Here is a 14,848-nt window from a genome sequence, read left to right as displayed (position 1 = left end):
GATTGAGAATTTTATTTTCTCTTAAATCTTCTGGATGCTTTTTTTTGTAGCCATAACTTACGAAATTTAATTATATTCGTAAGGTACTAAAACTACGGTAAGTGCTACCGAAGGTTTAGTTCAACATATCATTTTAGAATAAAACTAGTTTAGTTTATGCGCCAATAAACTAGTCAGCTTCCACCTTAAAAAAATTACGTAAAAAATGAAGCAATGTTAAAAGGAAATCAACAAAATGTAAACAGTAGAAGTGATTTAATTTCATCACTAAAAGACTACTTCAATATTGCATTATTTTCCAAATTAAAAATGGAAAAAAATTTAAGTGCAAAAGACTTGAAATTTTTTAGCAATAATGATTTTTGGTCGCAAGCTCTTATTTCTAAACTTTATGCTGGACAAATAATAAAACTTCAAAATTTTAAAATGCTAGAATGGATTCCAAATTCACCGGGGTTATTTCATACACAATTTGGAAGAATTGAAAGAGAAAGAGCATTTGAAAGACATTTTGAAAAGGAAAGAAGAAAAGGAAACGGTCATATTGAACAACACATCATAGAATTAAGACCTGGAGATAAAAGAAGTATGGTTAAAGGTGGGATTGGTTCTTTAAGGCTTGGTCCAAAAAAAATTGATGATAATCTGCAATATATAATGTGCGCAACTTCTAATGGAGTAAGTCACGAAGGAATAGTTGTTTTATTAAAACCTGAACATTACAGCGATGTAATTACCGAAATTAAGGCAAACAAAAATCCAACGGTAAATATTACTGGAAGGATTATGATACTTCCTAAAGAACTTTCTTTAATTAGCAATGAATACAATAGAGAGGTTCCTAAATTTTATATTGAAGTTGAGGAAATAGAATTGTTGAAAAATGACAATCCAAATCAAGGTTTAGTAAGTGTTGCTATTACTTATACAAACGAAGAAGAAATAAAAGAATATAATGCCTTTTCTTATTCTTTTTGTCAATTTTCACCATCTGCAACAGAAAATAATTTAGACGGAGTGACAGATTGGTTAAGAAATTATGCAATAAAGTACTCACAAACAGATACGCCTTTGATAATTGGAGACTTCGACGAATATTATAATCACTTTGAAAAAGTACAGTTCCCAATAATTGATATAGCAAACGGAATGATATCCATAGAGAATCTACATAAATTTCAAAAATTATTTAATTTCAATATAAACGAAACAACAATGGGAGATAAAAACATATTCAACAATTCACAGATTGGAGCAGTAGGCTCAAAAGCAAAAGCTAATAATAAATTTGAACAAAATAATTATAATTTGCCTGAAAATTTAAATTTTGATATCTTAAGTCAGGAGTTAAGTAAATTAAAGGATAGTTTAAAATCTAATGCAGAAACATCAGAACAATTCAATGCGATTAGCGCTGTTGTAGAAGCAGAAAATGCAGCAAAAAAGAAAGATGGTAATAAGGTTATACAACATCTTTTGAGTGGTGGAAAATGGGTATTGAATACGGCAAAAGATATTGGAGTTGAAGTAGTAGCCGAGCTTATAAATAAACAAATGAAATAAAGAAGAAAAGCTAATCGAGTAGACGGCTCCGCCAGAAATTGACGGAATACGCCTCTACACGGATATACGCATATGTTAGCGCAGAATTGCATTCTGTGCCCGCAACAATGAGCTAAATACTTTGTAGAGTTACTTACAGAGATTCCTCCTTCGTCGGAAAGACAAGATTGCGGTAATGCTCAAGGATTTTCCCGATTGCTCGGATATGCGCAAACGTTAGCGCAGAATTGCATTCTGTGCCCATAACAATGAGCTAATACTTTGTCGAGTTACTTATGGAAATTCCTAATTCTTAGAAATGACAAGATTGCAGAAATAACTACACCGATAGTACTGAGTAATTATCATGACGAGTCGAGTATAAACGTTTTTTGCCTAAATTTGTGATATGGGAATAATTGACAACAATATAGACAACTTAAAAAAACTTTGCATTATATACAATGTGGAGAAAATGTATCTATTTGGTTCAGCAGTAAATTCAAACTTCAATGACAAAAGTGATGTTGATTTATTAGTTAAATTTAAACCTATTGAATTATCACAGTATTTTGACAATTACATCAATTTCAAGGAAAAACTGGAATCTTTACTTGGTCGTGAAGTAGATTTATTAGAGGAACAAACTTTGAGAAATCCTATCTTAATTAAATCAATCGACAACTCAAAAAAACTAATTTATGGATGAAAGAATTCTAAAATGGTTATTTGATGTCAAAATGTCTATTGATGAAATAAACGAATTCTTCCACAATGAAGAAAAAGATTTTTTCAAGTATCGAAATAACGTAATGCTCAAAAGAGCCGTTGAAAGAAATCTTGAAATTATTGGCGAAGCAATTAACCGAATAATTACTCGTGATCGCTCTTACAATGAAAAAATCACAAACGCAAAAGCCATTATAGGACTCAGAAATCATGTAATTCATGCTTATGACAATATTTCTGATGAAAACATTTGGTCAATTTTAACGAATCACTTACCAAAATTAAAAATGGAGATTGACTCCTTAATTCAAGAAACTGAATAATTTCATCAATATCAAAAAGACTTCGCAAAATTATTTGTTTTTTTCCAAGATCCCCCGAACGTAAAGTCACTAAACATTAGCATTGATTTTTAAAAACCGAATAGAAAATTGGAACCAATTAAATTTCAAGATGTCAATATATTTATTCTAATAGGAATTGAACTATTTCTATTCGGACTTGTCTATTGGAAATATAAAAGCGAAAAAAGACGACGTGAAAAACTGGAATATCATTATGAAGATTATGGGTTAGGAAGAATGCAGGCATGGAAACCTTACATTCTCCCTATCACAGCATTTATATTTGTTTCATGGAAATTAATTAATAGACTTTATAATTACATTTATTTTTAAAAACACTCGATTCACAAAAATCAGCGAAGAATTTCATTAAGAAATCAATAAAATGGAAAATATTTCGATTGACAAAATTATTGATCAATGGACAAATAAAAAAATCAAACTTAGTCCTCCTTCAACTATGGAATTAATTAAGGCTACTGAAGAAATTCTAAGTTTTCAATTTCCGGATGATTTTAAAGAATTCTACTTAAAACTTGATGGTTTTGCAGATTGGGATTGGACAGAAAATATGTTTTCAATTTGGCCATTGGCAAGAATTATAGAAGAATATAATAACGAAAGCGACAAAAACTTTATAGTGTTTGCAGACTATTTGATAAACTCACATCAGTATGGCTTTAAAAAAGATCAGAATGGTGTATTTAAAAGTTATGGTGAACAACCTGAGTTTATAGCAGAAACTTTTTCTGAAATCATATTTCTTATAAATTCAGACGCAGATATTTTGTATTAAGATGACAAACTCGAATTGCACAAAGTTAGCGGAGAATTACATTCTATGCCCACAACAATAAGCAAAAAAGAGTTACTAGATGAGATTTCTCCTTCGTCGAATGACAAGATTGTGTATTGAAGAAATTGACAACTTTTTTAATAAAGCAGAAACAGTTTTTTAATAGTGTCCTAGTGCCGAAATAACAGTTACTGTCACGATTGCCTCTTCTACTTTGTAGATCATTCGGTCTTTTTGGTTAATTCTGCGTGACCAGTACCCTGAATAGTTGTGCTTTAATGGTTCGGGATTTCCAATGCCTGTAAAAGGAGTTTCTTCTAATTCAACAAGTATTTTTTCAAGTTTGTTAATACTTGCTTTGTCTCCTGATTTATACTGTTTTTTAAAATGTGCTTTAGCAGAATCAGTTATTTCAACCCTAAACTTCCCCATATATCTTTTGTATTTACGGTAGTCGTTTTCCCTTCTTTTATCTGTTTTTCAGCATTTTTAATTAGCTTATCCAGATTGTCAGAATTTGTTTTTTTTATTGTTTTAACTGTTGGATTTTCTAAAAACTCAACAAAATCACAAGTTTTCAAAAACTCGATAATAGCTTTTGCTTGTTTGCTATTTTCTTTAATTTTAACTGTTATCATAATCCTAAGTTTTGAATAACAAATATACAAAAATCGTACTACATTATTATTCCTTTTTATTTGAAGCAAAACGGTCCTTTTGAGCAAAGTAAACTAGCTCTTCGAAATCTCCTGACTTCAAAGAACAATACGCTATAATCCATTATCCTCATTTACCCAAACAATCTGCATATTCCATGATAATAGCAATCAAGGATTTTTCTGTTAAAAAAATGCAGTGAAAAAATATTTATCTGTACTTTTGCATTCGAAAACAAAAAAGCGCTTTTTGAAGTCATTATTTAGCATAGTACTTTCTATTCTTTTACTACTACCTTCTTTTGGTAGTTTCTTTGTTTATACTTCATTCAAATTAAATCAGGACGAAATTGCAAAAACCATTTGTGTGCAACGCAAATTGGTAAACAATAGTTGTAATGGTCGATGCGAACTTCAAAAAAGCCTTAAAAAATACGACGACAACGAAAAAAAGATGCAAAACAATCTGGATAACAAAGTAGATTTAGTTTTCATCCAAAACACTGTTTTCGCTGATTTTAAAACAATCGCTGTTACACCTATAGAAAAACCTAATTTCTATATTTTAGAAAAGAAAACGGTTTCTGTTTCCCTTTCTTCTTTTAGACCACCCTCCTATTTTATATAAATTCTAGTATCGCTTTTCAATGGGTATTGAATTGCTTTTTCTTGGTTTTAACCAAGGAAATATCGCTATTTATAAAATTTATATAAATCAAAATGAAAAATATATTCTTGGCTTTAGCCATAATAAGCCAATGTACTGTAGCTCAAAACAAAACACAAAAAGACACTACTAAGGTTGAGGAACTTGAAAGTGTTTTTGTAACCGCTAATCGTACTGCCACTTTACGCAAAGAAACACCTGTTGCCATTAGTAAATTAACTGCTAAAACAATCAACGAAAGCAAGGCTGCAGCTATTTACGAAGTCATCAATAAAACTCCCGGTGTTTTAATGGTGAACTTGGGCAACGAACAAAACATGATGGCCATTCGCCAACCCATGACTACCAACGCCTATTATTTATATCTTGAAGATGGATTGCCTATTCGTCCTTTGGGAATCTTTAATCACAATGCTTTATTAGAAATCAATCAGTTCAATTTAGAAAGCATTGAAGTGGTAAAAGGCCCTGTTTCCTCTTTGTATGGACCAGAAGCCGTAGGCGGAACAATTAATTTAATTTCACAAAAACCTTCTTTCTATCCTGAGTTTAAGTTTGGCGTTCAAGCCGATCAATGGGGATATAAAAGAATTCAGGCTGCCGGTGGAGCTACCATTGGTAAAATTGGATTTCATATTGCCGGAATTTCCAGCATTCAGGAAAACTCTTGGATGACCTATTCTGATTACACTAAAGACAATTTGAATGTTAGAGTAGATTATGCCATCAATGACAAAACCCGTTTGATTAGCAATACCATGATTGGAAAATATTATTCTGATATGAGTGGTGGCGTAAACGAAAGTGATTTCAATAACAGAAGTTACAAAAGCAGTACTGATTTTACCTATCGAAAATCAGATGCTTTACGTACCAGATTGACACTGGAACACGATTGGAATCCAAATGCAAGCAGTTATTTGACGGTCTATCACAGAGACAACAAACTAGGTCAAAATCCTTCTTATGGAATTCGTTGGAGTGCCACAATCAAACCTACAGCAGCAACAGGTGAGGTCAATTCGAACAATTTTAAAAGTTATGGTGCCATTGGACAACACACTCAAAAATTTGATTTTTGGAACACTACCATCGTGGGTGGTATCTCATACGATTATTCTCCGGTAACTTATTGGGCTTATTTAATTAATCTTAAAGCTACTCTAAATCCGGGCGAAGCAGGAAAACAAACGGTAAATAAATTCGAAATCGTAGCCGAACATCCTGAAATAAAACTAGCTGATTATACTGCCGACATTTACAACACTGCCGTTTTTAAACAAATCAGCTTCAACCCTATCAACAAACTAATTGTTACTGTTGGAGGACGTTATGATGCTATGAAAATCGACTACGACAATGCCTTAGACAATTCAACGGGAAATAAAAACTATAATAAATTTACTTTCAAAGCAGGAGCAAATTTCAACCCTATAAAAGCTGCTGGATTTTACGGAAACTATTCTCAGGGATTTTCACCACCAAGCATTACTTCTATTTTCAAAGCCAGAACAGGAACAGGAGGAAATACAGGAATCCCAGCTGAATTTTACTATAATTTAAAACCGGCTACATTCGAAAATTACGAATTTGGCGGATGGATTAACTTACTGAATAATAAACTGACATTGGATTATGCCATTTATTATATGGATGGAAAAAACGAATTACTAAGCGTTCGCTTGGAAGACAGCTCTACTGATTATCGTTCGGCAGGAGAAACCAACCACAAGGGAATTGAATTTGGTTTCAATTACCGTCCAAATGCACAATGGAACATTCGCATGGGAGGAACCGTTGCAAAACACCGTTATATCGACTTTCAACTTTCAGACAATTCAGCAGATGTATTACAAAATTTAGGTGGCTACGAAATGCCTACTTCGCCAAGATGGTCAGGAAATTCAGAATTGAGTTATTATCCAAATTGGCTCCCTAATTTTAGAACCTCAATAGAATGGCAATCGGTGGGTAGTTATTACCAAAACCAAATCAATTCAGTCAAATATGATGGGTATAACATCTTTAATACTCGTGTGGGTTATAAATACCACAACATCGAAATCTACGGAAATGTGATGAATCTAACCGATAAATTATATGCTTATAATTTAGCCCGAGGAAATGCCGCTAACTCTCAAACTACTTATGTAGCTGCTCCTCCCAGAACTTTTTTATTGGGAATACAATACAATCTTTGTTTAAAAAAATAATTTTAGCCACAGTTTAAAAAATGGAATCATTAAGACGTTTAGGTTTTGTGCTTAACAAACTTAAATTTCTTAATGGTGAAAAAACAAATAAGTTCTCAAAATGAGCAAGAAAAACATCAAAAAGAAAGATTCGAAATTCGTCAAGAAAATCAAGCAGAATATGTACCAATGGCATCGAACTATTGGAATCATCACCATTATACCTGTTGTTTTTTGGACTTTATCAGGATTAATGCATCCGTTTATGGCGCATTTTTTCAAACCTGAAATTGCCCATGAAAAACTGGAAATCAACACTATCAATCAAAACCAATTACCACTTTCTATTCAGGAAGTTTTAGAAAAAAACGATATTCAGCAATTTAAAAATTTCCGAATTGTTTCTTTCAACAATGCTACTTTTTACCAGGTAAAAAATAGCATTGGTGATTTGTTGTATTTTGATGCTTCAAACGGAAAAGAACTCCAAAACGGCGACAAAATATACGCCGAATGGTTGTCGCGTTATTTCTTAGACGACCAAAAAAGCAGTGTAAAAAACAGCGAAATCATCACTGAATTTGACAATCAGTACAAATATGTCAATCGCTATTTGCCTGTTTACAAAGTAACTCTGGATCGTCCGGATACTATGGAAGTCTATGTGGAAACTTCCTCTAGCAAATTAGCCACTTACAACCCAACATCAAGACAATTTTTCATTTGGTTTTTTGATGTTTTTCACAACTGGTCTTTTGTAGACGCTATCAGCAACAATAGTATTCGCATTATCACAATGATTTTCTTGTTATCTATCATTGGATTTTCGGCTATTAGTGGCATTGTGATTTATGGCTTTTTGTGGAAACAATTTAAAAAATCAGATAACAAAGAACCTAAAAAAGGTATTAGAAAATACCATCGCCAAATTGGGATTTGGATTTCATTATTCACACTGACCTTTGCTTTTAGTGGTGCTTATCACGCTACAACCAAATGGAATCCTTACACCTTGGATCAAATGGTATATGAGCCAACTTTTAAAACCAAAGAAATTGGATTAGGAAATAACAAACTCGATTTGGACTGGAATCGTTTTCAAAATGCCAGCATTATCAGTTTTAATGACAGCACGTATTACCGTTGTCAATTAGAAGAAAAAGCCACTGGAAAATTCAAGAAACCAAAATCAGATTCAAATTCGAAATGGAATAAAAAAGACACTCCAAAAACGGAAGTAGTTTATATCAATGCGACGACAAATAAAATTGCGCTGAATTTAGATTTACAATATGCCGAATTCTTAGCCTATTATTTTACTGATGGCGCTCCAAAAGCCCCTTGTTGCGAAATGATGACTCCAGAACCTTCGGAAGAATCAGAAGCTTCTTTAGAAAATATAAAACTATTAGAATCTAAAGTACTGACTGATTTTGAAAGTAGAGAATATGGTTTTGTCAACAAACGTTTGCCTGTAGTAAAACTGGGGTATGACACTCCAGAGAAAACAACTTATTTTATAGAAACCGCTACTTCAAGACTAGCCGCAGTTATCAAAAATTCAGATGTTGTCGAAGGTTATTCTTTTGCCATCTTACACAAATTTTTGTTTATGGACTGGGCAGGGAAAAACATCCGCGATTTCACTATGGTTTTAGCCGCACTAAGCATTTTAATTGTTAGTGTGCTTGGATTGATTTTGTTTTTGAAGAAATAAAAAACAGATATTCTTTTACCGCAAAGTTCGCTAAGTTTTTTTGTTAATTGTGTTGAGAAAACGCAAAGCACACAAAGCTTTGTGAACTTTGCGTTTTTTATTCAAACCTAACTAACCATTCTTTGAGAACTTTGCGGTTAAATATAAAACTACACTTTAGGATTTTCTTCAAAATACCTAGCTTCAATTCGTTTAATATCTTTAATCGAATTCTTCGCCCAAGCCAAACGTTTTTCTAAAATCTCATCCGCTGATAATTTCCAATCAATATCCGAACGTCTCAATCTATTGGTTAAATCCTGAATAATAATCGCTGCTGAAACCGAAATATTCAAACTCTCGGTAAATCCTACCATCGGAATTTTCAGGAAACCATCCGCTTTTTCTAATATTTCTGGCGAAAGTCCGTCGCGTTCTGTACCAAAAAACAATGCGCTTGGTTTCGAAATATCAAAATCTTCCAACAAACAATCATTCTCATGCGGTGTGGTTGCAATAATTTGATAGCCTTTTTGTTTTAAAGACGAAATACAGTTGAAAACCGAATCATATTTATTAATATCAACCCATTTTTGGGCGCCCATCGCAATTTCTTTGTCGATACTTTTTCCGTAACGCTGCTCAATTACATTCAATTCCTGGATACCAAAAACCTCACAACTCCGCATCACCGCAGAGGTATTGTGCAACTGAAAAACATCTTCTACAACAATGGTAAAATGTTTGGTACGCTTTTCCAATACTTCTAAAAAGCGTTCTTTTCGGTTGTCAGTCAATATATTTTCAAGGAAATTCAGGTAATCAATATCAATCATTGTACTATTTTATTTTGAAGCAAAAATACATTTTTTATCTTTCTTTTTATTTCAATCAAAAAGAATGAATCCTTTCTGCCATCAAAAAACTTTGGTTAAATTCGTAAAAAATATCGGAAGATGGAAACAGTAGAAATTAAAAAAATAGGAGTTGAAGAAATAGAAAAACTGCAACAAATAGGCAGACAAACATTTTTTGAAACTTTTGCTGAAGTGAATTCTGAAGAAAACATGAAGAAATATTTAAAGAATAATTTTTCGAATGACAAACTTACATCTGAATTAACAAATCCAAATTCTGAATTCTACTTTGCTATTCGCGGGAACGAAACTCTTGGATATTTAAAATTAAATTTTGGAGAAGAACAAACCGAACTCAAAGATAAAAATGGTTTAGAGATAGAACGTATTTATGTTTTAAAGGAATTCCACGGAAGTAAAATTGGACAATTATTATATGATAGAGCATTACAAGTAGCTAAAAAACAAGATTTAAATTATCTTTGGTTAGGAGTTTGGGAAGAAAACCATAGAGCTTTAAATTTTTATAAAAAGAATGGCTTTGTAGAATTTGACAAACATATTTTTAGATTAGGCAATGACGAACAAACCGATTTACTTATGAAATTAATGTTGAAATAAATACAATGAAAAAAAAATTAGTCGTTTTAACTGGAGCTGGAATCAGTGCCGAAAGTGGCCTAAAAACCTTTAGAGATAGCGATGGACTGTGGGAAGGACACGATATCATGGAAGTGGCTTCACCTGAAGGCTGGCAAAAAAATCCTGAATTGGTTTTGGATTTTTACAACAAAAGACGACGACAACTCAAAGAAGTAAAACCTAATTTAGGCCATCGGGAACTAGCCCAATTGCAAATTCATTTTGATGTGCATATTATTACCCAAAATGTAGATGATTTGCACGAACGTGCCGGCAGTAAAAAAGTATTGCACCTGCATGGCGAACTTTTAAAAGTGAGAAGCACTAAAAATCCAAATTTCATTTTAGAATGGGAAGGCGATTTGAATTTAGGCGATACGGATTCTCATAAAAATCAATTGCGTCCCCATATTGTTTGGTTCGGCGAGGCAGTTCCTGCTTTTGATGAAGCGATTGCTATAACTGAAACGGCCGATTATTTTGCCGTTATTGGGACTTCGCTACAAGTGTATCCCGCAGCGGGTTTAGTTGACTTTGTACCAGCAAACGTTCCTATTTTTTATATTGATCCTAAACCAATCCAAATTCCGAATTTAAAAAATCCTCTGGAAACAATTCCCATGCAAGCCACAGCAGGAATTCCACATTTAAAAAACAGATTATTGGCAGAATTTCAGTAAGCAAATATTCGAAAAGAAGTCAAAAATGCATACTAAATTCCTAAAATTCTGCCTATATTTGTGCCTTTCGAAAAAATAATACCGATTATGTATTCAATACAGGCTAAAAAGCAGCCTGTTTTCATACTATATCGGCATTATACCAGAATGATATAGGACTAAATAACAAATATTATTAGCATAACAACACAATGACGACTTTAAACGAATTGAATGCTATTTCTCCAATTGATGGAAGATATAGAAATAAAACCCTTTCATTAGCCCCTTTTTTCTCTGAAGAAGCTTTAATCAAATACCGTGTATTGGTAGAAATTGAATATTTTATTACGTTGTGCGAAGTTCCTTTGCCACAATTGAAAAATGTAAACCCTAATGTATTCGAAAGTTTACGTAATATCTATAAAAATTTCTCTACTGCAGATGCACTTTGGATTAAAGAAACAGAGAAAGTAACCAATCACGATGTTAAAGCCGTTGAATATTTTATCAAAGATGCCTTTGAAAAATTAGGTTTATCAGAATTTAAAGAATTCATCCACTTTGGATTGACTTCTCAAGATATCAATAATACAGCTATTCCACTTTCTACAAAAGAAGCTTTTGAGAAAGTATATATGCCATCATTAATTACTTTAATTTCAAAATTAAAAGAATTAAGCACCGAATGGAAAGACATTCCATTGTTAGCTCGTACCCACGGACAACCGGCTTCTCCTACTCGTTTAGGAAAAGAATTTGCTGTTTTTGTAGAGCGTATCGAAGAGCAAATGCGTTTGTTGTTCAATATTCCGTTTGCAGCTAAATTTGGTGGAGCAACAGGAAACTACAATGCACATCACGTAGCTTATCCACAAATTGACTGGAAACAATTTGGTACTAAATTCGTAGAAGAAAATCTTGGATTACACCATTCGTTCCCAACAACACAAATTGAACATTACGATCATTTTGCAGCCTTTTTTGATGCTTTAAAAAGAATCAACACCATCATTATCGATTTAGATCGTGATATCTGGACGTATGTTTCGATGGAATATTTCAAACAAAAAATCAAAGCAGGAGAAATTGGTTCATCGGCTATGCCACATAAAGTAAACCCTATTGATTTTGAAAACTCAGAAGGAAACTTAGGAATTGCCAACGCTATTTTCGAACATTTATCAGCTAAATTGCCTATTTCAAGATTACAACGTGATTTGACTGACAGTACTGTTTTAAGAAACATTGGTGTGCCAATAGGACATACTATTATTGCTTTTGAAGCTACTTTAAAAGGTTTAAACAAGTTGTTATTGAACGAATCTAAATTCCACGAAGATTTAGAAAACAACTGGGCTGTAGTAGCTGAGGCAATCCAAACAATTTTACGTCGTGAGGCTTATCCAAATCCTTATGAGGCTTTGAAAGGCTTAACCAGAACTAACGAAGCGATTACTAAAAAATCAATGCATGAGTTTATCGGTACATTAGAAGTTTCTGACGAAATTAAAGCTGAGTTATTAAAAATTACTCCTAGCAACTTTTTAGGAATATAGTTTCAACAACTACATATCATTTTTAAAAAGTCCCGAGATAATCGGGACTTTTTTTATAAATATTTCCTAATTAAAGCTGAAAATTGCACAACAAAACTGCTTTTAGTATATTTAGCAGAATTGTAATAAAAGAACAAACAATATATGAGTACGGTAGACGCAGTTGCTGAAGCATCACACCATTTAAAACCCTTAATTAGCGATTTAGGATTAATCCTGATGACAGCAGGTATTGCTGTTTTGTTGTTTAAAAAAATCAAACAACCTCTGGTTCTTGGGTATTTAATTGCTGGTTTTTTGGCAGGGAATCACTTTGATTTTTTTCCTTCTGTAAAAGACATCAAAAGTGTGGAAATCTGGGCTGAAATAGGTGTTATTATTTTATTATTCAGTTTAGGACTCGAATTCAGTTTCAAAAAATTGATGAAAGTGGGCGGCACAGCCTCAATAACCGCCATCACTCAAATTATAACCATGGTTCTCGTGGGCTATCTGGTAGGTAAATGGATGGGGTGGAAAAACATGGATTGTATTTTCTTAGGTGTTATTCTCTCCATTTCATCCACAACCATCATTCTTAAAACCTTTGATGAATTGGGGGTAAAAGCACAGCAATTTGCCGGAATTGTAATTGGTTCCCTTATCGTTCAGGATATTATAGCTATTTTAATGATGGTATTATTATCAACAGTGGCTGTGAGTCAGCAATTTTCAGGAAGTGAATTATTACTCTCTGTACTTAAATTAGTTTTTTTTCTGATTGCCTGGTTTGTGGGTGGAATCTTTTTTATCCCAACTTTATTAAAAAAGACCAAGCACTTACTGACTGATGAAATGATGCTTATCCTATCATTAGCCTTGTGTTTGATGATGGTAATTTTAGCGTCCAATGCTGGTTTTTCTCCTGCTTTAGGTGCTTTTATCATGGGGTCTATCATTGCCGAAACTACCCAAGCAGAGCATATCGAACATTTGGTAAAACCAGTAAAAGATTTATTTGGTGCGGTTTTCTTTGTATCTGTTGGAATGTTAATCAATCCGCATACTTTATACGAATATGCTCTTCCTGTAATTATTTTAACCTTTGTTACTATTTTTGGGCAATCCATCAGTTCTACACTTGGCGCAATCATTTCGGGACAACCTTTAAAACAATCGGTACAAACAGGAATGAGTTTGGCACAAATAGGTGAATTCTCTTTTATCATTGCAACCTTAGGAATGACGATGAATGTAACGAGTAATTTTCTATATCCTGTGGTTGTAGCAGTATCGGCAGTAACTACATTTACCACTCCTTTCATGGTCAAAATGGCTGTTCCATTCTCTGGCTATTTAGAAAAAAAATTACCTAGAAAATGGACAAAAAGAATTGCCCGATACAGTACTAATGCACAAGCCATTCGCTCCGTAAGCACTTGGCAAATAGTCATTAGAGCTCACTTGCTCCAAATTTTATTACATACTATCATCATCACCTCAGTGATTTTATTATCTTCTAAATTCATATTGCCACTAGTAGAAAATTCAAAATTCGGAAATACCATCGCGGCATTAATCACTATGGTTGTTATTTCCCCATTTTTATGGGCACTCTCATTAAGACGTGTCGCCGTAAAAGAAGTGGATCAATTATTCGAAGAAAAAAAATATAGAGGTCCTATTTTAATGCTCTTCTTTTTCCGAATGGGATTAGCAGTATTTTATATCGGATTTTTATTGAATATCTTTTTCTCTCCTGTCATTGCCTTTTTTGCTTTAGTAATGGCTATTGTAGTTTACCTGTTTTTCCCAAAACAACTACACGAACAATACCATAAAATAGAACGCCATTTCCTGACTAACCTCAACGATAGAGAGGAAAAGAAAATAGATCGTAGATATGCTAATCTAACTCCTTGGGATGGTCACATGACTACTTTTGAAATTTCAAAAGAATCTAATCTGGCGGGAAAAACGCTTCGTGAAATTAAAATGAGAGAATTGGTAGGCGTTAATATTGCCTATATTAAACGTGGAGAAATCATCGTCCAAATTCCCAATAAAACCGAACGTTTGTTTCCAGGTGACGAAATTTGCGTTATTGGTTCAGATGCGCAAGTCAAAGAATTTTCGAACTTTTTAAATCAACATGATGTTGAAGTTCCTGAAAAAGTAACGAACGAAATTATGTTACGTCAGGTCGAATTGACTAATGAAGATTTTATTGGTCTTAGCGTAGGCCAATCTAGATTAAGAGAGCGTACACATGGATTATTAGTCGGAATTGAACGAAAAGGACAACGTATCCTCAACCCCGAATCAAATATTGTCCTAGAAAAAAATGATTTATTATGGATTGTGGGAGACAAAAAATTAATAGCTCAATTATTCAAGGCATAAAAAAATTATTGAGTTATACACTTAATATCTGTTTTATGTTTTTTTGATAAATCGGTTTTGCATTCACCATTCTTTCTATGGATTTATGAAAAATACTTGTTTTAAATTGAGAACGGTTTATCCTAAA

At 33.1% G+C, this 14,848-nt stretch carries 14 protein-coding genes and 1 pseudogene; 11 read left to right on the top strand and 4 right to left on the bottom strand.

Annotation, left to right across the window (positions count from 1 at the left end):
- Positions 1 to 213: 213 nt before the first annotated feature.
- The 4 genes from GTZ96_RS17545 to GTZ96_RS17530 all read left to right on the top strand — a co-directional run bounded on the left by GTZ96_RS17545 (position 214) and on the right by GTZ96_RS17530 (position 3,411).
- The gene (locus GTZ96_RS17545) at positions 214 to 1,563 is read left to right on the top strand and encodes a hypothetical protein (RefSeq protein ID WP_161645206.1); all 1,350 of its coding nucleotides are present in this window, start codon (positions 214 to 216) and stop codon (positions 1,561 to 1,563) included.
- Between the two features lie 388 nt (positions 1,564 to 1,951).
- Complete coding sequence (locus GTZ96_RS17540; protein WP_161645205.1) at positions 1,952 to 2,251, top strand: nucleotidyltransferase family protein; 300 nt, start codon at positions 1,952 to 1,954, stop codon at positions 2,249 to 2,251.
- A complete protein-coding gene (locus GTZ96_RS17535; protein WP_161645204.1) occupies positions 2,244 to 2,594 on the top strand; it encodes a HepT-like ribonuclease domain-containing protein in 351 nt (116 codons plus the stop codon). The genes GTZ96_RS17540 and GTZ96_RS17535 overlap by 8 nt, the downstream gene beginning before the upstream one ends.
- 406 nt (positions 2,595 to 3,000) lie before the next feature.
- Positions 3,001 to 3,411, top strand: coding sequence for an SMI1/KNR4 family protein (locus GTZ96_RS17530; RefSeq protein WP_161645203.1), 411 nt, complete (start codon positions 3,001 to 3,003; stop codon positions 3,409 to 3,411).
- A gap of 159 nt (positions 3,412 to 3,570) precedes the next feature.
- Here GTZ96_RS17530 and GTZ96_RS17525 read toward each other — a convergent pair whose 3' ends face one another.
- Both GTZ96_RS17525 and GTZ96_RS17520 read right to left on the bottom strand, forming a co-directional pair.
- A complete protein-coding gene (locus GTZ96_RS17525; RefSeq protein WP_161645202.1) occupies positions 3,571 to 3,843 on the bottom strand; it encodes a Txe/YoeB family addiction module toxin in 273 nt (90 codons plus the stop codon).
- Entirely contained in the window at positions 3,819 to 4,049 is a 231-nt protein-coding gene (locus tag GTZ96_RS17520; RefSeq protein ID WP_161645201.1) for a hypothetical protein, read from the bottom strand. The genes GTZ96_RS17525 and GTZ96_RS17520 overlap by 25 nt, the downstream gene beginning before the upstream one ends.
- Before the next feature lie 268 nt (positions 4,050 to 4,317).
- Here GTZ96_RS17520 and GTZ96_RS17515 point away from each other — a divergent pair, with 268 nt between their 5' ends.
- The 3 genes from GTZ96_RS17515 (at position 4,318) to GTZ96_RS17505 (ending at position 8,643) form a co-directional block, all read left to right on the top strand.
- Positions 4,318 to 4,695: a hypothetical protein gene (locus GTZ96_RS17515; protein WP_235973048.1), complete on the top strand. Its 378-nt coding sequence runs from the start codon at positions 4,318 to 4,320 to the stop codon at positions 4,693 to 4,695.
- Between the two features lie 92 nt (positions 4,696 to 4,787).
- Positions 4,788 to 6,947 (top strand): TonB-dependent receptor, encoded by a 2,160-nt coding sequence (locus GTZ96_RS17510; RefSeq protein WP_161645200.1) that lies wholly within the window; start codon positions 4,788 to 4,790, stop codon positions 6,945 to 6,947.
- A gap of 100 nt (positions 6,948 to 7,047) precedes the next feature.
- The gene (locus GTZ96_RS17505) at positions 7,048 to 8,643 is read left to right on the top strand and encodes a PepSY-associated TM helix domain-containing protein (RefSeq protein ID WP_161645199.1); all 1,596 of its coding nucleotides are present in this window, start codon (positions 7,048 to 7,050) and stop codon (positions 8,641 to 8,643) included.
- Positions 8,644 to 8,792: 149 nt separating this feature from the next.
- Here GTZ96_RS17505 and GTZ96_RS17500 read toward each other — a convergent pair whose 3' ends face one another.
- Positions 8,793 to 9,458: a TrmH family RNA methyltransferase gene (locus tag GTZ96_RS17500; protein WP_161645198.1), complete on the bottom strand. Its 666-nt coding sequence runs from the start codon at positions 9,456 to 9,458 to the stop codon at positions 8,793 to 8,795.
- Positions 9,459 to 9,578: 120 nt separating this feature from the next.
- On the opposite strand from GTZ96_RS17500, the gene GTZ96_RS17495 reads away from it, so the two are divergent.
- The 4 genes from GTZ96_RS17495 (at position 9,579) to GTZ96_RS17480 (ending at position 14,721) form a co-directional block, all read left to right on the top strand.
- Positions 9,579 to 10,100, top strand: a complete 522-nt coding sequence (locus GTZ96_RS17495; protein ID WP_161645197.1) for a GNAT family N-acetyltransferase — start codon at positions 9,579 to 9,581, stop codon at positions 10,098 to 10,100.
- A gap of 5 nt (positions 10,101 to 10,105) precedes the next feature.
- Positions 10,106 to 10,801, top strand: coding sequence for an SIR2 family NAD-dependent protein deacylase (locus GTZ96_RS17490; RefSeq protein ID WP_161645196.1), 696 nt, complete (start codon positions 10,106 to 10,108; stop codon positions 10,799 to 10,801).
- A 191-nt stretch (positions 10,802 to 10,992) separates the two neighbouring features.
- Positions 10,993 to 12,339, top strand: a complete 1,347-nt coding sequence (gene purB, locus GTZ96_RS17485) for an adenylosuccinate lyase (RefSeq protein WP_161645195.1) — start codon at positions 10,993 to 10,995, stop codon at positions 12,337 to 12,339.
- A 144-nt stretch (positions 12,340 to 12,483) separates the two neighbouring features.
- Positions 12,484 to 14,721: a cation:proton antiporter domain-containing protein gene (locus GTZ96_RS17480; RefSeq protein ID WP_161645194.1), complete on the top strand. Its 2,238-nt coding sequence runs from the start codon at positions 12,484 to 12,486 to the stop codon at positions 14,719 to 14,721.
- A gap of 13 nt (positions 14,722 to 14,734) precedes the next feature.
- Here GTZ96_RS17480 and GTZ96_RS17475 read toward each other — a convergent pair.
- A pseudogene (locus tag GTZ96_RS17475) lies at positions 14,735 to 14,848 on the bottom strand (IS1595 family transposase); the annotation flags it as partial.

Source organism: Flavobacterium undicola (assembly GCF_009909155.2).
In the GTDB taxonomy this organism is placed as follows: Bacteria; Bacteroidota; Bacteroidia; order Flavobacteriales; family Flavobacteriaceae; genus Flavobacterium; species Flavobacterium undicola.
This window is presented reverse-complemented; position numbering and strand designations above follow the sequence as displayed.